This is a genomic window from Kribbella sp. NPDC048837 (genome assembly GCF_055586945.1).
The window spans coordinates 752,889-770,209 of sequence record NZ_JBVJHF010000002.1 but is presented as its reverse complement, the minus strand read 5'-3'; the positions used below and the strand labels follow the sequence as shown (position 1 = coordinate 770,209).

The following is a 17,321-nucleotide window of genomic DNA, read 5'->3' as shown; positions in this document are numbered from 1 at the left end:
CCGGCTCCTTCACCAGTCTCCCCCCGAGCGAAGCGAGGGTCCTTCGGTTGTTGTTGTTTGATACTAAAGTTTCCCGCCGTCACGCTACGTTCGTGCCATGGGGTCGACCACGCAGTCACCACGACGAACCGTGATCGGGCACTCGACGACGGACAAGGTCGTGCTGTTCGGCGGGCTGCCGTTGCTCGGGCTCGTGGCCGGGTTCTTCCTGCCGCGGATCGCGGACTGGGCGGCCTCGAAGGAATGGGTGCCGTTCCAGGGGCCGCTGAAGCTGGTCGCGGGCTGGGACGGCTGGTGGGTGGTCGCGATCTGCATCGTGCTCGGGCTCGCGGCCGGCGTACTGCTCGCCGCAATGGCACTCGAGGACACGCTGAAGGTGACGGTCACCGACCGGTCGGTGGAGTTCCTCAAGCACCAGAAGACGACCACGGTCCCGCGGGAGAAGGTGTCGGTCGCGTTTCTGGATGGCAAGGAGATCGTGCTGCAGGACGCGACGTCACGGGAGCTGGCGCGGGAGAAGCACGACCAACTGACCTCGGACGCGAAGCAGATCCCGGCCGCGTTCCGTGCCCACGGCTATCCGTGGTCCGAGGCCGGCGATCCCCACGCGGACCGCTTCCGTCGCTGGGTCGAGGACGAGCCCGAGCTGCCGCCCGCCGTCAACGCGGTCCTGAAGGCGCGCTCCAAAGCGTTCGACGACGGCGACAAGGGCAAGGCCGATCTCCGGGAGCTCCGCGACGAGGTGGCCAAGCTAGGCTACGTCGTGAAAGACAAAGAAAAGAAGCAGTACTGGCGCCCGACGGTCGGCTAGGCGCCCAGCAAGTGGATGGCGGCTTGGGCGTAGGCCTGTTCGGCGTCCTCGGCGGTGTGGGTGGAGTCGGTGAGCTCCACCCGGTAGCCGCCGGGGACTGCCGCGAGGCTGTGGAAGTGCTCGCCGAGCAGCGCGCGCAGCTGCTCCTCGCGGGGCAGCCAAATGACCTCGCGTTGCTCGATGCTGTCCAGGGCCCACTCGGTGGTGCCGTTGAAGCCGATCACCTTGCTGCCCTGGTAGTCGTGCACCTCGACGGTCATGTCGCTCACCACGAACACGTCGTCGTCCATGTCCCGGTCCGGTACGACGAAACGATCCCCTGCCGCGGGCGCCCACAGCACCCCGGCCTTGCGCAGTCGCCCGGCCTGCTCGATCGTGATCACCCTTCCATCCTCCCCACGGGACGCAAACCTCGCAGGTCTACGCGCGAGCCGTGAGACGGACGCGGGTCAGCGGTTCAGCGCGGACCGCAGCTCCTCGGCACGGTGAGCGATCCGGTCGCGGCACTCCGTCGTCAGCGGCAGGTCGAGCAGAGCGGTCGCCTGCACCTGGCTGAGCGCGAACTCTTCCCGCAACCGCAGTACGGCGATGGTCCGGTCGGTGGACGTCCGCAGTACCTCGGCCACGTCGGTGCGGCGTTCGAAGGCGGCCAGGAAGCCGTCGTAGATCTCCAGCTGGGTGTACGCGGACCGATCCGGCTCCGGCACGGTCGTCTCGTCTCCCTTCTCACTGGCACGGATCACCTGCCGCCAGAGCGCCGGGACGGCGAGCCGGGAGCGGGTGTAGCGCCGGGGCATGGGCTGCGCGTAGGTCATGGTCATCGTGGGCTCCCCCTTGGGATCAGTCGGCCTTGGCCACCGCGTGTGGTTCGCGCGGCGGGCACTTCGTTCCGGGTGCGGTGAGCGCCTCGAAGTGCCAGGGTTCGTTGTCGTAGCGGCGGCACACGCCGTACCGCCAGCCGTTCTTGTTCAGCCAGGTCATGGCGGCCGTCGGACCGATGTCGACGGCCTTGCCGAGGACGTGCGCGGAGTACCTGGGCGGGAGCACCCACCGCGTCGCCTTCTGGTACGAGCCGTACTTCTTGATCGCCGCGTTCAGCAGCCGCTGCTGCTTGGCGGCGGTCCGCCGGCCCGAGGTGATCTTGATCGTGACGCCGTCGGCCTTCGCGGCCGCGATCGCCTTCGTCAACCGGGCCTTCAGCTTCGGCGACAGCCCATTGATGCTCTCCTCCCGCGACGGCTTCGGCGTCTTCACCGTCTTCTTGGGAGGCTTCGTCGTCGACGGCGTCGTGGATGGGGTCGTCGGCGAAGTTTCCGGGCGGCGGGACGGCGCGATCGTCGCCAGGGTGGTGCCGGCCGGCGGCGCACCCACCGCGGGGGCGCTCACGCTCGACACGACCGGCTCCTTGTCCGCGGCCAGACCGAACATCTCCCCGAGTTGCGCGTGCCACAGCAGCAGCGAACCGACGACGCCTCCCACGACCACCCCGCCGATCACGGACAGCAACCGCATCCGCACCGCACCGGTCCGGCGCGACGGCAGGTCGTTGGTCATGGGGTACAGCCTCTCGGATCAGGACGGTCGCCACATCGGTCCCAGGGACCGTCCTCGTGTACCACCAGTAGCCCCTGAGTATCACTTCGGACGCCGAGCCTCCTCCAAAAGTTGGAGAGACTGCCCCTCCGGGCAGATGAAGCCTCGGAGAACAGCGGCTGACTACGCTGGGCGACATGATGAGTGTCTGGCGCCGGTTGTCGCAGTCGCAGCAGGATCTGCTGCTCGCTGCGCTCATCGGGCTGGTCTGGTTCACGGCGCTGAACCTCATCAACGGCAGCGGGCTGCGCCCGCAGAACCCGGCCGTCTCGGTGGTGACCGGCATCTTCCTGGTCGCCACGGTCGCCTTCGGACGGCGTACTCCGCGCACGATGCTCGTCGCCGTCTCCGTGCTCTACCCGTTCCTGTACGCCGCGGTCGGCACCGGCCTGGCCGCCCAGGTCGGGATCACGATCTTCGGCCAGCCCCAGATCAGCGACGCAGCGCTGCAGTCCGAGATCCACCTGGTCCCGCTCCTCGTCGTCGGGTACCTGGCGGCGTCGAGCGGCGTACGGCGGTTCACCTGTCTGTTCTTCACCATGGGCAGCCTGGCCGGACTGATGATCGGTCTGCCGACCGTGGTCGCGATCGTCCTCGGCCACGCGAACCGGGCGATCCTGTACGGCGATCGCTACAAGAACCTCCCGTCCGACCTGCCGAGCCTCTACAGCTACATCGATGTTTCCCTGTTCGTGTTCGCCGAGGCCCTGATCTGCGGCATGGTGCTGCTCGGCGCGGACGCCCGGCGCCGGCGGAAGAGCGTCGCCCTGCTGGAGCAGCGGAACGCCGAACTGGTCCGGCTCCGCGCGGTCGAGGCGGAACGCGCCGCGGTCGCGGAGCGGACCCGGATCGCCCGCGACCTGCACGACGTGATCTCCCACCACGTCAGTGCGGTGGTGATCCGGGCCCAGGCCGCCGACCGGGTGGCCGACCAGCGGCCCGAGGTCCTGCGGGAGGCGATCCGCTGGATCATTGCCAGCGGCAAGGAAGCGCTGACCGCGATGCGGGAGACGGTCCGGGTCCTCAACACCGCCTCGCCGGGCGACGCCGGAGCGTCACCGGGCTCGGGCGGCGGGACCGCGCCGGTGCCGGACCTGTCCGACGTGGCGCGGATGGGCGACCGGCTGAAGGCCGTCGGCATCGACGTGACGATGAACCTGCCGCCGCGGCAGCGGCAGCTCACCTCGGCCACCGACCTGACCGCGGTCCGGATCATCCAGGAGGCGCTCACCAACGTCATGGTGCACGCGAAAGCGACCGCCGCTCGGGTCACCTGGCAGAGTGGACCGCAGGGCGAGCTCCTGACGATCGACGACAACGGCAGCGGCGGGCCGCCGCCGGTGAACGTGCTGGAGAGCGCCCGGCGGAGCGAGAGCGGCCGCGGCAACGGACTGATCGGGATGCGCGAACGCGCGACGGCGGTCGGCGGCACACTGGCCGTCGCGGCCGGCCCCCTGGGTGGATGGAGAGTGCAGGCATGGCTGCCGCCGCAGAACTGAGCGAGACCGAGCCGATCCGGATCCTGGTCGCCGACGACCAGGGCGTGATCCGGATGGGCCTCGCGATGATCCTCGACCACGAGCCGGACCTGACCACGGTCGCCCAGGCCGGGGACGGCGAGGAGGCGCTCCGGCTGATCGAGCAGTACGACCCGGACGTGGTGCTGATGGACATCCGGATGCCGGTGATGGACGGGCTGGTCGCGACCGAGCGGATCACGACCGCCAACCAGGCGGCCGGCCGGTCGCGTCCCGCCGTACTCGTGCTGACGACGTTCGACGACGAGGCGTACGTCCTGGCCGCGGTCCGGGCCGGCGCGTCCGGCTTCCTCCTGAAGGACACCGATCCCGACCTGCTCGTGTCCGCCGTCCGCGCGGTCCACCGGGGCGACTCGCTCGTCGATCCCGCGTCCACCCGCGTCCTCCTCGAACGCTGTATGGAACTCGAGCGCCAGGTCGGTGGTACGGCGGAACCGGCGCCGGCCCAGCCCGATCCGCGCTGGACCGGGCTGCTGGCCCAGCTGAGTGAGCGGGAGCGGGAGATCCTGGTCTGGATGGCCCGCGGCCTGTCGAACCGCGACCTGGCCACCAAGCTGTTCGTCAGCGAGACGACGGTGAAAACCCACGTCAGCAGCGTGCTGTCCAAGCTGGGCCTGTCGAGCCGGGTGCAGGCGGTCGTCGTCGCCTACGAGGCCGGCGTGGTCCGCCCGGGCGAGGCCGACGTCCGCTGGGATTCCTAGGAGAACAGATAGACCGCCAGGCCCACGACAGCGAGCACGATCACGAGGGTCAGGGCCTGGCTGAGGACCGACGCCTGGCGGCGCCGCGGCAGGAAGTCTCCGGTCACGTCTTCCAGAGTGCTTCGCGAAACCGCGCCACCCATCGGCCATCGGAATGGTTCTGCACTACTACCCGGGGATGAGATGGTTGCCCCGGGCCCAGACTTACGGCGTGCCGAAGTACTCGGCGCGGACCTTCTTCGGGACGCACATGGACCAGGCGTCCAGGATCAGCTCGCGGAGCTCGTCGTGGTCGATCGCGTCGAGGCGGACCTGGATCCACCGGAAGCGCTCGTCGGACGGACGGGGCCGGAAGAACTTGTCCGGCTCGGCGGCCAGCGCCGCCTCCCGTTCCTCGCGCGGGAACCCGATCCCGATCGTCTGCTCGTCAGGTGCCACCGCCAGATACACGATCTGCCCGACCCGGAACTTGATGCTGTCCCGCACCAGCACCTCGTAGCTCCGCGGCAGGTCCGCCGTGACGGCTCGGATATCCGTGAGATTGACCATTGTCCAACGATAGACAGCCAAAGGTGACAGGGTTTGTCAGTGTTTACGGCGGTACGGTGTCCGGATGCCTGCTGTCGTGAGTGCGGTCGAAGGGGCCGAGGTGGTGTTCCGCCTCGGTGACTCTGCGCATGCGTTCACGGGCGTTCGGTTGTGGCAGGAGCTCGGGCTGGCGGCGGAGCTGCTGGAGTTCAAACCGGTCGACTACGGCTGGGAGCTGCGCCTGCCGCGGCCGTCCGTGCACCGGATGGAGTACCTGTTCGACATCGCCGACCTCGGGATGCGGACCGACCCGACCAACCCGCGGCTGGTCGGCGGCGCCTTCGGCGAGCACTCCTGGCTGCCGCTCCCCGGGTACGTCGAGCCCGCCTGGATCACGGCTCCGTCGATCGGGTCGACGCTGACCCCGCTCACCGCAGAGTCCCCGGTCGGGTCGGTCGACGCGCAGGTCTGGGCACCGGAAGGCATCGCACCGACCTTCGAGCTGCCGCTCCTGCTCGCCCACGACGGTCCCGAGTTCGCCGCGTACGCCGGTCTGACCCACTACGCCGGCGCGATGATCGCGGAGGGCACGCTGCCGCCGTTCCGGCTCGTCCTGATCCACCCGACCGCCCGGAACCTCTGGTACGCCGCCAACCCGCAGTACGCCGACGCCCTGACGCAACACATCCTCCCTGCGGTCCAGGCGCAGTACCGGAGCCGGCGGCCGGTGATGATGGGCGCGAGCCTGGGTGCGCTCGCGGCCCTGCACGCGGAGTGGCACCATCCCGGCACGTTCGACGGGCTGTTCCTGCAGTCGGGGTCGTTCTTCACGCCCGATACCGACCCGCAGGAGGCGAAGTTCGAGTTCTACGCCCGCGTCACGGCCTTCGTGCGGCAGGTGCTGACGGCAACCACGGCCCCGAGTACGCCGCTGGTCGGGATGACCGCCGGGACGACCGAGGAGAACGTCCACAACAACCGGGTGATGGCGGCCAAACTGGCCGAGCTCGAGCTCCCGGTGAAGTCCGGCGAAACGCCGGACATGCACAACTTCACAGCCTGGCGTGATGTGCTGGATCCTGATCTCACCGATGTACTGCGACAGACCTGGGGTGGGGCTGATGGAGCGGGAGCAGGTCGAGTTGGAGGCGCCGGGGCTTGACCGCCGCGGCACCGTGATCCGGTACGGCCATTTCGGCCGCCCCGTGCTGGTCTTCCCGAGCGAGCAGGGCCGGGCCTGGGACTACGAGAACAACGGGATGGTCGACGCCGTCAAGGACCTGATCGAGGCCGGCCGGGTGAAGCTGTACTGCGTCGACTCCTTCGACCACGTCAGCTGGTCGGACCGCAGCATCCAGCTCGAGGACCGGGCCCGCCGGCACGGGCTCTACGAGTCCTGGATCGTGAACCAGGTGGTCCCGACGATCGGCGCGGACTCGCCCGGCGTCAGCGACATCATCACCACCGGCTGCAGCCTGGGCGCCTTCCACGCGCTCAACTTCGCGTTCAAGCGGGCCGATCTGTTCCCGATCGCGATCTGCCAGTCCGGCAACTACGACGCCGCCAGCTGGCACGCGTGGGGTGAGCGCGGCGACGCGACGTACTTCAACAACCCGGCCGACTACCTGCCCAACCTCTCTGGTGACCACCTGGAGTATCTGCGCGGCCGGCTGTTCATCGTGCTCACAGTCGGTCAAGGTGACTGGGAGACCCATCCGACCGGGTCCTTACCGTCCGCCCGCGCGACTGCCGCCGTCCTGGAGGCGAAGGGGATCCCGCATGAACTCGACCTCTGGGGGTACGACGTAGCGCACGACTGGCCCTGGTGGCGCCAGCAGATCGCCCACCATTTGCCCCGCTTCTGTTAGGAGTTTGATTGTGGCTGATCGTTCGCGGCACTTGATCGGGTTGTTGCTGGGCGCCGAGGAGGACTGGCCGCAGGCGTTCGAGGCGCTGCTGCAGCGGGTCGGGCCGGTGACCCTCGAGGACGGGCACGAGCACGAGTTCGGCTCCCGCCGGCTGACCATCGAGCCGTTCGACCTGACCGATCCGGTCCGGGTCGGCCTGGTGATCGACCGGCTCGCGTACTGGTACTACCACCCGCGCGAGTGGCTGAAGAAGGCCGCGCTGATGAACGGCACCTACCTGCTGAACTCGCCGTTCACGTTCCAGTCGATGGAGAAGCACTCGGCGTACTGCGCGATGCTCCGGCTCGGGCTGAAGATCCCGCGGACCGTGCTGGTGCCGTACAAGAACCCGGTCGACAACGTGCGCTGGGCCTACACGTCGGCGCAGTACAACAAGCCGTTCGACCTGGACGCGATCGCGGAAGACCTCGGCTACCCGATGTACATGAAGCCGTTCGACGGCGGCGGCTGGCGCGGCGTCTCCCGGATCAACGACAACGACGACCTGCACAAGGCGTACGACGAGTCCGGCGAGATGCTGATGCACCTGCAGGCCACGGTCGAGTACGACAAGTTCGCCCGGGCGCTGTCGATCGGCGCCGAGACGATGGTGATGGACTTCCGCCCGGACGAGCCGATGCACAACCGGTACGCCGTCTCGTACGACTTCCTCAGCCCGTCCGCCGGGCACCAGACGGTGGCGATCAGCCGGATCGTGAACGCGTTCTTCGGCTGGGAGTTCAACTCCTGCGAAATGCTGGTCAAGGGCGATTCGGTGCACCCGATCGACTACGCCAACGCCTGCCCGGACGTCGCGGTGACCTCGCTGCACTACTACTTCCCGTGGGCGATGAGCGCGCTGGTGAAGTGGTCCGTGTTCTCGCTCGCGACCGGCCGGCGCAGCAAGGTCGACCTGCACACCGAGCGGTACTTCGCGATCGCCGACGACGAGTCGCTCGACTACGACGCCAAACTCGAGGCCTACCTGGCCCTGGCCGACGAGCACTTCGAGACCACGAAGTACCACGAGTGGTGCGCCGAACACCTGCCGGACTTCGACGCTCGCGTCCGCGAGTGGGTCGCCGGCCCGGACTTCGACCGCATCCTCCGCGAGACCGTCGCCGCCACCTACCCCGCGCACGAGCAGGAGCAATTCCTCCACCACTTCAAGGGCCTCACCAACCTCTGGCTGGCCGATCAGACGCGCTAGGTCAGTAGCCGCACCACAGCGGTCAGGGCGATCCCCGCGGCCACCGCCGGCAGCAACGGAACCCTCACAACAGAAAGGATCCCGGCGAGACCGACTCCGGCGAGCTGCGTCCAGTCCAGCCGCTTGCCGCCGAGCTCGGTGACGATCAGGCCGGCCAGCAGCACCGGAGCGATCAGGCTCACGACCCGGACCGCCGCCGGCGGCAGCTTGCGTTCGCCGATCAGCAGCGGACCGCCCGCTTTCATCAGCCAGTTGACGACGGCGACGGCCAAGGCCGCCAGCCACAGCTTCACGACATCTCCTTTCCTGCCTTCGGGCGCTCGGGATCCGGTCGGCGCTCCGGGATCAGGCCGATCAGCGCGGCGGCTGTGGCGCCGAGCAGCGCGTAGCCCGGATCGGTGACGAGCAGCAGGCCGGCGGCGACGCCGGCGCCGAGCAGCGACGCGGCGAGTGCTCGGCGGGAGCGCCGGAGCTCGTCCAGCGCGAGTACGAGGAAGAACGCCGGGAACACGACATCGAGCCCGAGCCGGTGCATCAGATCGGGCGAAGGTGCGGTCAGGGCGCCGACCGCGGTCCCGAGGACCCAGGCGATCCATTGCGGCAGGCTGGCGCCGATCAAGCGTGCGGCGTCGTACCGGCCGTCGTCGCGGTGAGCGAAGACGAACGAGGCGTCCACGAGGGCCTGCGCCTGGAGTGCCCTGGTCAGCCGGCTTCCGCTCAGGCTGTCGTTCAGCGCGACGCTCATGACGAGATAGCGTCCGTTGATCAACGCCGCCGAAGCGATCCCAGCCACCACCGTGCCGCCGGACAGTGCCGTCAGCAAGGTGAACTGCGCCGAACCGGAGAACGCCAGGGCCGAGAACAGCACCGGCAGCCCGATTCCCCAGCCACGGGCCTCGGCCTCGGCGCCGAAGCTGAGGGCCAGAACGAACCCCGCACCAGCCGGTCCGAGCCCGAGCCGGATTCCGTCGGCGAAGGCGGCTTTCATGTCGCGGCTCCGGCCTGATGTCGCTGGTAGTGCCTGCGGGCGCGGGCCCGATTGCCGCAGTCCGCGGAACTGCACCACCGTCGCGAGCCGTTCTTGGTGCGATCCAGGAACAGCCAGCCACAGTCGTTGTCGTCACACTGCCGCAGCCGGTCCAGATCCTCGTCCTCGAAGAACCGCCAGATCGCCAACCGCAGGCGATCGGCGATGGTGTTGGCGTGCCAGGTGAGGGGCCGCGCGCTGACGAGCTCGGCGTTGCGTACGGCGTGCTCGATCAGCTTGTGGAGTTCGACGAGGTCGGCGTCTTCCGGCTCTTGGTGGAGTGCGAGCGGATGCAGGACCGCATAAGCAGTCTCGCGGCAATGCAGGAGGTCGGTTGCAGTGCCCGGCTCGGACGGACCCAGCCCGGTGGCCGTCAGCCAGCGCCGCAGATTGGCCGGATCCGCGAGCCGGTCGACCCGCCGCCGATCGTCCAGCCGCCAGGCCACCGTGTTGACCAGATCGAGCACAAGATGCCCGCCGACCAGCTCCGGCCGATACTCCATGACCTACCTCTCTAACACTCAAAAGGCATCATGAGTCGTTAGATGCGCGACGAGCAAGCGCAGGGCGTGTCTAGGCTGGGGCCTGTGCGCGACGAGGACGTACCGGGATGGTGGCAGCGGCTGGGGCTGGACGGGCTGGTGGACGTGCATGTGCACTTCCTGCCGGACCAGGTGATGAACGCGGTCTGGGCGTACTTCGACCAGGCGTCCGAGCACTACGGGACCGCGTGGCCGATCACCTACCGCACGTCGGTCGAGGAACGGCTGAAAACGCTTGACGCGCTGGGAGTCCGGGCGTTCCCGGCGTTGGTCTATCCACACAAGCCGGGCATGGCCGCATGGCTGAACGAGTGGGCACGCGACTTCGCCGCGGCCACACCGGGCTGCGTGCCCAGCGGAACATTCTTTCCCGAGCCGGGCGCGGGTGCCTACGTCCGCGAGGCGTTGGAGTCCGGGACGCGCATCTTCAAGGTCCATCTGCAGGTGGGCGACTACGATCCCCGCACCGACGAGCTCGACGACGTCTGGGGCCAGTTGGCCGAGGCCGGCGTACCAGTCGTGGTCCACTGCGGCTCCGGCCCGATCCGCGGCCGCCACACCGGCCCAGGACCTTTCGGTGAGGTCCTCCGCAAGCACCCGCAACTGACCGCGGTCATCGCGCACCTCGGCATGCCGGAGTACGCCGAGCACCTGGCCCTCACGTCGTACCCGAATGTCCACCTGGACACGACGATGGCCCTCACCCCCTTCACCGAGTCCCTGATGCCCTTCCCCCGCGAGTTGACGTCGCGCCTGGGCGACCTGCAGGACCGGATCGTGCTGGGATCCGACTTCCCCAACATCCCGTACGAGTACGCCGTACAGCTCGAATCCTTGGAGACCCTGAACCTCGGCGACGACTGGCTCCGGGCCGTCTGCTGGACCAACGGCACCCGCCTCCTCGGGCCTCTAGTCAGTCCGCTCGCCGTCGCGGCCGGGTCAGGACGTAGGCGGTCGGGGTGGCGCCGTTGTACTTGAGGAGGCGCTGGCGGATGAGCTTGATGCCTGGTTGGTGGTCGATCGCCTCCTGTAGCAGGCGCTTGTCCTCGGTCAGGAGCACGGCGCGACCGTCGGCGGCGAGGATTCGGTCGATCTCGGCGAGCGCCTTCGGGTAGAGACTCCGGTTGTTGTGGTGCGACCCGACCTGCTTCCCGAACGGGAGGTTCGCGACGATCCGATCCACACTGTCAACCGGGAGTGGAAGAGCGTCCGCCTCGGCTAACACGAGCTCGACGTCGGCCCGGCTGTTGCGGACCGCGATCTCGAGTGCGCAGGGGTCGTGATCACTCCCCAGTACGCGCGCCGTCGGCTCGCGTCGCCGTACCGCCCGCGGAATCGTCCCGGTACCGCAGAACGGATCGAGCACCCGATCCCCCGGCCGCACCTTCGCCAACCGCACGAGCACCTCGGCGACCAGCGAGTTCGTTGACCACGGCAACCGTTCCGCCCGCTCGAAGCGCCGCGTCCAGGACAACGGCCCGACCTCGGCGACCCAGCCCTGCGGCGACTGGGTGAGATTCACGATCCATCCACCGGGCCGATTGATCCAGCCGAGACCACGCTCGACCACCGTGATCAGCCGCCGCCGGACCTCCGGGTCCTCAACGCCGACCCGGAAGGTGAGCGGCGTACCGAGCGTCGCGAGTACGCCGCTTGCACTCGACGACTCGAGGGCACGCAGGAAATCGCGGTCACCTGGTTGACCCGGGAGCGGGATCGCCAGGGTCGAGTAGAGCGAACAGTCGGCGATCTCACCCAGCCGGCCGTCGACCGTGCATTCCACGGCGACGGCGGACAACTGGCGAACCGTACCGACTGACCGCAGCTCCGCCATGAGAAGGTCCGCGGCACCGTCGAGCGTGCGCAGGACAAGGCGGTCCGAGAGACCGGACACGATGAGGCTCCTGAAGAATCGCGATCGACAGAACGGTCGAAGCGCGGCGCGCAGAACACCGGCACAACGGCGACCGTTGCCCGGGGCCACAGCGTGGCGCGCGCCTTCAGAAACGCATCATCAGCACGACCCTAGGCGATCACCCCGCACCTGCTCACCTGGTTTTCAGTAGAATCAGCGCGTGGTGAACGAGGGTCGCATTCATACGGTCGGTCAGCTGCTCGACGTCATCGACCAGGTCGTGGCGACCAGCGCCCGCGGCGATCGGTCCCAGGCATCGTCCGCCGAGTTCTGGACCGAGATGCTGACCACGCCCGGCCACCCGCTGGCCACACCGCTGCCGGACGAACCCCTCGTCGACTGGCACGAGCGCGGGCTCCTCGGAGACCTCAACGGCGCCCGAGTGCTCGACATCGGGTGCGGCTCCGGTCGCAACAGCCGATGGTTCGCCGAGCAGGGCGCCACCGTCGAGGGCATCGACCTCGCCGCACCCTTGCTCGACACGGTCCGCGCGAGCATGCCCGCGTCGGTGACCCTCACCGCATCGGACATCTTGCGAGATCCGATGCCGGCCGGGCAGTTCGACGTCGTCTACGACTCCGGGTGCTTCCACCACATCGCCCCGCACCGGCGGATCACCTATCTGGAACGAGTGCTGCCGGCTGTGCGTGCCGGCGGACGATTCGGCATCGTCACCTTCGCCGCCGAACACATGGAGGCTCCCAGCGATTTGGAAGTCGTGATGAGCGGCGACACCCAAGGGGGCATGGCCTTCTCCCTCGAAGACCTCCGAACCATCTTCGCGCCCCTCGACCCCGTCGAGGTGCGGCCGGTCCGCCCCGACCGCGAAGGCGCCTTCGCCGCCGACTTCCTCAACGCAGCCCTCTTCACCGCCTAGCCGCAACCCGCCCGCCGTCCGCCGGGTGAACTGGGCTTGTGCGGCTCTCAACGGCACGCATGTCCGCGATGGGTTCTTTGAGTAGTAGCGCAGCGACCGCTTCCGGAGCCTCGCGCATGGCGTTGTGGGCGGTTGGGAGCTCATGAACGAGCCACCCCGGGTCGGCCCGCAGACGGGTCCGGAGTTCGGCGAAGGGCGTGCGATCCTCCCATCCGGAGCAGTAGACGAACTCGCGGCGCGGCACGCGGTCGGCAACGCCGGTGAGCCGGATCGTTTGCACGAGCGCGGCGAGGGGATGGGGACGGCGGCGGGGATCGCCACCGTCCGGCGGACGGAACGGCGGACGTACGGCGTACCCGGTGTCCGCGGCGCCGTCGACGAATGCTTGCCGGTAGCCCTCGGTCGTCAAAGACCAGCACGACTCGCCATCACGCGGTACGTAGGCGTCGAGATGCACGAGTCGCGAGATCCGCCCACCGGCGCGATCGGCCGCGGCAGCGATCACCATCCCCGCGTAGCTGTGGCCGACCAGCGTCGCGCTGGTGATGTGGTTGCGATCGAGGAGCCGCAGTACGTCGTCGGCGTGCGTGTCGAGGTTCGCGTTCGCGACTGTCGCGGTGTCGTCGTCCGGGCGCAGACCGGTCAGCGTCAGGGCGTGAACGGTATGACCGGCACGCTCCAGCAGCGGGACCACCCCTTCGAACGCCCAGGAACCGTGCCACGCCCCGGGGACGAGGACGTATGTCGCCATGTGTTTCTCCCTTCTGTGAACTTTGCGCTGAAGATTCGGTGCGCGTGGAGGCAATGTCATCAGTTTCCTGGGGTGGCTTACTACCGTTAGAAGGCCAACTGATACCCGTTCGCCGCCAACCTCGGCTCCCTGCGGATCAGTCGGACCATGGCTGCACGACCACCCGCACTCGAGCCAGGCGGTACGACCTCTCATCCCGAACCCAGTACTCCCCAACCGGCGCCTCCACCAGCCCGCTAGCGCCTGGTCGGCACGCCGGCGCGTAGTCGAACGCGACAGCCTGGCCGAGCGCGGCAGCGTCCTCGAGCGCGGCAGCGCGTCTGCGAGCGCGGCAGCGCGTGTGCGAGCGCGGCAGCGCGTGTGCGAGCGCCGCAGCGCAGGGCGAGCGGCAGCGCATGGTCAGCGCGCCAGCGCGTAAAGAGGGTGGGCTGGGCGGCGTGCGGCGAGCTATAACCAGCGGAGCCCGGCGCGAGAAGAGCAGGCGCGCGACGCAGGAGCACGCACACAAGCGCGGCAGCGCGTATGCGAGCGCGGCAGCGCGTATGCGAGCGCGGCAGCGCCTATACGAGCGCGGCAGCGCGTGGTCAGCGCGGCAGCGCGTGGTCAGCGCGCCAGCGCGTGGTCAGCGCGCCAGCGCGTGGTCGCGTGGTCAGCGCGCCAAGCCGTGTTCGAGCGCGGTAGCGCGTGTGCGAGCGCGGTAGCGCGTGGAGGAAGCGCGGTAGCGCGTGAAGACGGGTGGGTGGGGCGCCCCGGCGGCGAGCGATAGCGAGCGGAGCCGGGCGCGAGGGGACGAGCAAGCGCGCGACGCAGGAGCACGCGCACGAAGCGCGCCAGCGCGTGGACGAAGCGCGGTAGCGCGTGAAGACGGGTGGGTGGGGCGGCCGGCGGCGAGCGATAGCGAGCGGAGCCGGGCGCGAGGGTCGACCGCGTGAGGCAGCCCGACACACAGTTCCCGGGCACCCGTTGCTGGCCCCATTCCAACGTTGTACTGTCGTCGTGTCCGTCTACGACATCCCCCGGGAGAGTCCATGTCCCAGCCTCGTGCCGAGTATCCGCGTCCGCAGTTCGTCCGGGCGGAGTGGGCGAATCTGAACGGTGAGTGGCAGTTCGAGATCGATCGGTCCGACTCGGGTCTGGAGCGGGAGGTGCGGGACCGCGAGCTGGCGCAGCGGATCACTGTCCCGTTCGCGCCGGAGACCAAGCTGTCGGGGATCGAGAACGTCGACTTCCTCGAGGCGGTTTGGTACCGGACCACGGTGACGATCCCCGCGGAGTGGGCCGGCAAGGACGCCGTACTGCACTTCCAGGCGGTCGACCACGACGCGACCGTGTGGGTGAACGGCGTCGAGGTGGTTCGGCACCGCGGCGGGTTCACGCCGTTCAGCGCGAACCTGAGCAAGGTCGCCAAGCCGGGCGAGGAAGCCCTGATCGTGGTCCGTGCCCGCGACCCGCGTCACGGCGTACAGGCGCGCGGCAAGCAGACGACGACGTACTTCAACCACGGCTGCGTCTACACGCGGACCACCGGCATCTGGCAGACCGTGTGGCTGGAGGCGGTGCCGACCGTGCACCTCGGCCGCCCGCGGATCACGCCGGACGTGGCGGGCTCCAGCTTCCACCTCGCCGTACCGGTGTCGGCGAACAAGCCGGGCTGGAAGATCCGCGCTTCCCTGAGCGACGCCGATGGCGAGGTCGTGGCGCAGGAGGTCCGTGCCGACCTCGACCTCGCGCCACGGCTCACGCTGCAGGTCCCGGCCGACCGGGTCCGCCTGTGGGACACGACCGATCCGCACCTGTACGACGTAGGCCTCGAGCTGATCGATGCCGACGGCAACGTTGTCGACACCGCGGACAGCTACGCCGGTCTGCGGTCGGTGTCGATCAATGGCAAGGCGATCCTGATCAACGGCAAGCACGTGTTCCAGCGGCTCGTGCTCGACCAGGGGTACTGGCCGGAGAGCCTGATGACGGCGCCGTCCGAGGAGGCCCTGGTCCGCGACATCGAGCTGAGCATAGCCGCCGGGTTCAACGGCGCGCGGCTGCACCAGAAGGTGTTCGAGGAGCGGTTCCTGTATCACGCGGACCGGCTCGGATACCTGGTCTGGGGCGAGTTCGGCGACTGGGGTTCGGGCGTCGGGGACACCGGCGACAACAACCAGCAGCCGACCGCGTCGTACGTCGCTCAGTGGCTGGAGGCCGTCGAACGGGACTACAGCCACCCGAGCATCATCGGCTGGTGCCCGCTGAACGAGACCCATCAGTACCTGCACGACCGGATCACCCAGCTGGACGACGTCACCCGGGCGATGTTCCTGGCCACGAAGGCAGCCGACACGACCCGCCCCGTGCTGGACTCGTCCGGCTACTCGCACCGCGTGCCGGAGACGGACGTCTGGGACTCGCACAACTACGAGCAGAACCCGGTCGAGTTCGCGAAGCAGATGGCCGGCCTCGCGGACGGAGCGCCGTACGGGAACGTCGGCGGGCACGAGGGACGGCCGATCTCCCAGCCGTACGCCGGTCAGCCGTACTTCTGCAGTGAGTTCGGCGGCATCTGGTGGAACCCGGAGGCGGCCGCGGCGGCGTCGGGCAACTCCGCCGACTCGTGGGGTTACGGGCAGCGGGTTGCGGACGAGGAGGCGTTCTACATCCGGTTCGCCGGGCTGGTCGACGCGCTGCTCGACAACCCGCTGATGTTCGGCTACTGCTACACGCAGCTGACCGACGTGTTCCAGGAAGAGAACGGCGTCTACCGGTTCGACCGCAGCAACAAGCTCGACGTACCGCGGATCCAGGCGGTCCAGACCCGCCAGGCCGCTTACGAGAAGGACTGAAGACCGAGGCTGCCGACAGCGACCAGGATCCAGAGAATCGCACCGAGGAGGAGCGGCCTGGGTCCTGCGTCGCGCAGTTCCTTCGGCCGGAGTGACAGGCCGATCGCGACCAGGGCGGACGTGATCAGGAAGGTTCCGATCTGACTCAGGGCCGGCAGCCAGGACTCGGGTACGGCGCCCGCACTCCGAAGGCCCGCGGCTGCGATGAAGCCGACCAGGAACAGCGGGACGAGCCGCCGCCACGGCAACCGGGCCTTCGAGCCGTCTGCCGTGCGCCCGTCGCGGCGGGATTTGAGGACGACCAGGGTGAGGACGATCGGGACCAGGGTGAGCGAGCGCGTCAGCTTCACCACGAGGGCCTGGTCGCCGGCGCTCTGACTGTAGGCGTATCCGGCGGCGACGACGGATGAGGTGTCGTTGATCGCCGTACCGGCCCAGAGGCCGAAGGCTTCCGGGCTGAGGCCGAGCAGGTGGCCGAGGGGCGGGAACGTGAGGACGGCGACGACGTTGAAGGTGAAGATCGTCGCCAGCGCGTAGGCGACTGACGAGCGTTTGGCGCCGATCGCCGCGGTTGCTGCCGCGATCGCGGATCCGCCGCAGATCGCCGTACCGACGCCGATGAGGGTCTGCGTGTCGCCGCGGACGCCGAGGAGGCGGCCGAACAGCCAGGCGCCGCCGAGCGCGATCGCTAGCGTGCCGAGCATGACGGGCAGCGAGGACGCGCCGACGCGAGCCACCTGCTGGAGAGACAGGCCGGTGCCGAGCACGACGATCGAGACCTGCAGCAGATTCTTCGCGGCGAAGTCGTAGCCGGGCCGGCACGTTTCAGACCGCAGTGCCGGGATGAACAAGCCGCTGAGGACGCCGAGCAGAATCCCGAACACCGGCCCGCCGACCACAGGAACCAGCCGACCGAGTGGGACGGCGACGGCGGCAAGAGCAAGTACGGCGACCAGCCCGGGCACCCGCGACCACACAGCCGGGAAGTGCGGAACAGCAGTCGAGGTGGTGTGTGGCCTAACCTCGACCTGCACCATCGGGTGACTCCTTCCGCGGAAATGTACGCACATTTACGCTAGGAGATGAC

The 17,321-nt window shown here is 68.8% G+C and carries 19 protein-coding genes; 9 read left to right on the top strand and 10 right to left on the bottom strand.

The window, feature by feature from the left end; all coding sequences use genetic code 11:
- The first annotated feature begins 97 nt into the window (after positions 1-97).
- Positions 98-811, top strand: coding sequence for a YqeB family protein (locus ACZ6O0_RS11620; protein ID WP_465764780.1), 714 nt, complete (start codon positions 98-100; stop codon positions 809-811).
- Here ACZ6O0_RS11620 and ACZ6O0_RS11615 read toward each other — a convergent pair.
- From ACZ6O0_RS11615 to ACZ6O0_RS11605, 3 genes are all read right to left on the bottom strand, one after another.
- A complete protein-coding gene (locus tag ACZ6O0_RS11615) occupies positions 808-1,194 on the bottom strand; it encodes a pilus assembly protein CpaE (protein WP_465764779.1) in 387 nt (128 codons plus the stop codon). The genes ACZ6O0_RS11620 and ACZ6O0_RS11615 overlap by 4 nt on opposite strands.
- 66 nt (positions 1,195-1,260) lie before the next feature.
- Complete coding sequence (locus ACZ6O0_RS11610; RefSeq protein WP_465764778.1) at positions 1,261-1,632, bottom strand: hypothetical protein; 372 nt, start codon at positions 1,630-1,632, stop codon at positions 1,261-1,263.
- A 19-nt stretch (positions 1,633-1,651) separates the two neighbouring features.
- Positions 1,652-2,365: a M15 family metallopeptidase gene (locus tag ACZ6O0_RS11605; RefSeq protein WP_465764777.1), complete on the bottom strand. Its 714-nt coding sequence runs from the start codon at positions 2,363-2,365 to the stop codon at positions 1,652-1,654.
- 176 nt (positions 2,366-2,541) lie between these two features.
- Between ACZ6O0_RS11605 and ACZ6O0_RS11600 the strand changes: the two genes are divergently transcribed.
- Entirely contained in the window at positions 2,542-3,903 is a 1,362-nt protein-coding gene (locus tag ACZ6O0_RS11600) for a sensor histidine kinase (RefSeq protein WP_465764776.1), read from the top strand.
- Positions 3,882-4,643 carry a response regulator gene (locus tag ACZ6O0_RS11595; protein WP_465764775.1) on the top strand — a complete coding sequence of 254 codons (762 nt, stop codon included), beginning with the start codon at positions 3,882-3,884 and terminating at the stop codon, positions 4,641-4,643. The genes ACZ6O0_RS11600 and ACZ6O0_RS11595 overlap by 22 nt, the downstream gene beginning before the upstream one ends.
- Positions 4,644-4,847: 204 nt before the next feature.
- Here ACZ6O0_RS11595 and ACZ6O0_RS11590 read toward each other — a convergent pair whose 3' ends face one another.
- Complete coding sequence (locus ACZ6O0_RS11590; protein ID WP_465764774.1) at positions 4,848-5,192, bottom strand: MmcQ/YjbR family DNA-binding protein; 345 nt, start codon at positions 5,190-5,192, stop codon at positions 4,848-4,850.
- A gap of 64 nt (positions 5,193-5,256) precedes the next feature.
- Here ACZ6O0_RS11590 and ACZ6O0_RS11585 point away from each other — a divergent pair, with 64 nt between their 5' ends.
- Genes ACZ6O0_RS11585 through ACZ6O0_RS11575 form a run of 3 tightly spaced genes read left to right on the top strand, consistent with a single transcriptional unit; the run spans position 5,257 to position 8,288 of the window.
- Positions 5,257-6,333, top strand: a complete 1,077-nt coding sequence (locus tag ACZ6O0_RS11585; RefSeq protein WP_465764773.1) for an alpha/beta hydrolase — start codon at positions 5,257-5,259, stop codon at positions 6,331-6,333.
- Entirely contained in the window at positions 6,293-7,039 is a 747-nt protein-coding gene (locus ACZ6O0_RS11580) for an esterase family protein (RefSeq protein ID WP_465764772.1), read from the top strand. Before ACZ6O0_RS11585 ends, ACZ6O0_RS11580 begins: the two co-directional genes overlap by 41 nt.
- Before the next feature lie 10 nt (positions 7,040-7,049).
- On the top strand, positions 7,050-8,288 hold the full coding sequence (locus ACZ6O0_RS11575; protein ID WP_465764771.1) for an ATP-grasp domain-containing protein: 1,239 nt from the start codon (positions 7,050-7,052) through the stop codon (positions 8,286-8,288).
- Here ACZ6O0_RS11575 and ACZ6O0_RS11570 read toward each other — a convergent pair.
- Genes ACZ6O0_RS11570 through ACZ6O0_RS11560 form a run of 3 tightly spaced genes read right to left on the bottom strand, consistent with a single transcriptional unit; the run spans position 8,285 to position 9,818 of the window.
- Positions 8,285-8,581 carry an AzlD domain-containing protein gene (locus ACZ6O0_RS11570; protein WP_465764770.1) on the bottom strand — a complete coding sequence of 99 codons (297 nt, stop codon included), beginning with the start codon at positions 8,579-8,581 and terminating at the stop codon, positions 8,285-8,287. The two genes, ACZ6O0_RS11575 and ACZ6O0_RS11570, sit on opposite strands and share 4 nt — an antisense overlap.
- Entirely contained in the window at positions 8,578-9,276 is a 699-nt protein-coding gene (locus ACZ6O0_RS11565; RefSeq protein WP_465764769.1) for an AzlC family ABC transporter permease, read from the bottom strand. The genes ACZ6O0_RS11570 and ACZ6O0_RS11565 overlap by 4 nt, the downstream gene beginning before the upstream one ends.
- On the bottom strand, positions 9,273-9,818 hold the full coding sequence (locus ACZ6O0_RS11560) for a CGNR zinc finger domain-containing protein (protein WP_465764768.1): 546 nt from the start codon (positions 9,816-9,818) through the stop codon (positions 9,273-9,275). Before ACZ6O0_RS11560 ends, ACZ6O0_RS11565 begins: the two co-directional genes overlap by 4 nt.
- An 84-nt stretch (positions 9,819-9,902) precedes the next feature.
- Between ACZ6O0_RS11560 and ACZ6O0_RS11555 the strand changes: the two genes are divergently transcribed.
- On the top strand, positions 9,903-10,835 hold the full coding sequence (locus ACZ6O0_RS11555) for an amidohydrolase family protein (RefSeq protein WP_465764767.1): 933 nt from the start codon (positions 9,903-9,905) through the stop codon (positions 10,833-10,835).
- On the opposite strand, the gene ACZ6O0_RS11550 is transcribed toward ACZ6O0_RS11555, so the two are convergent.
- Positions 10,771-11,751, bottom strand: a complete 981-nt coding sequence (locus ACZ6O0_RS11550; RefSeq protein ID WP_465764766.1) for a TRM11 family SAM-dependent methyltransferase — start codon at positions 11,749-11,751, stop codon at positions 10,771-10,773. The two genes, ACZ6O0_RS11555 and ACZ6O0_RS11550, sit on opposite strands and share 65 nt — an antisense overlap.
- A gap of 181 nt (positions 11,752-11,932) precedes the next feature.
- On the opposite strand from ACZ6O0_RS11550, the gene ACZ6O0_RS11545 reads away from it, so the two are divergent.
- Positions 11,933-12,649, top strand: a complete 717-nt coding sequence (locus ACZ6O0_RS11545; RefSeq protein WP_465764765.1) for a class I SAM-dependent methyltransferase — start codon at positions 11,933-11,935, stop codon at positions 12,647-12,649.
- Here the strand turns inward: ACZ6O0_RS11545 and ACZ6O0_RS11540 are convergent.
- The gene (locus ACZ6O0_RS11540; protein ID WP_465764764.1) at positions 12,639-13,400 is read right to left on the bottom strand and encodes an alpha/beta fold hydrolase; all 762 of its coding nucleotides are present in this window, start codon (positions 13,398-13,400) and stop codon (positions 12,639-12,641) included. The two genes, ACZ6O0_RS11545 and ACZ6O0_RS11540, sit on opposite strands and share 11 nt — an antisense overlap.
- Positions 13,401-14,428: 1,028 nt before the next feature.
- Here ACZ6O0_RS11540 and ACZ6O0_RS11535 point away from each other — a divergent pair.
- Positions 14,429-16,234, top strand: coding sequence for a glycoside hydrolase family 2 protein (locus ACZ6O0_RS11535; protein WP_465764763.1), 1,806 nt, complete (start codon positions 14,429-14,431; stop codon positions 16,232-16,234).
- On the opposite strand, the gene ACZ6O0_RS11530 is transcribed toward ACZ6O0_RS11535, so the two are convergent.
- Positions 16,219-17,271 carry a YeiH family protein gene (locus tag ACZ6O0_RS11530; RefSeq protein WP_465764762.1) on the bottom strand — a complete coding sequence of 351 codons (1,053 nt, stop codon included), beginning with the start codon at positions 17,269-17,271 and terminating at the stop codon, positions 16,219-16,221. The two genes, ACZ6O0_RS11535 and ACZ6O0_RS11530, sit on opposite strands and share 16 nt — an antisense overlap.
- Between the last annotated feature and the right edge of the window lie 50 nt (positions 17,272-17,321).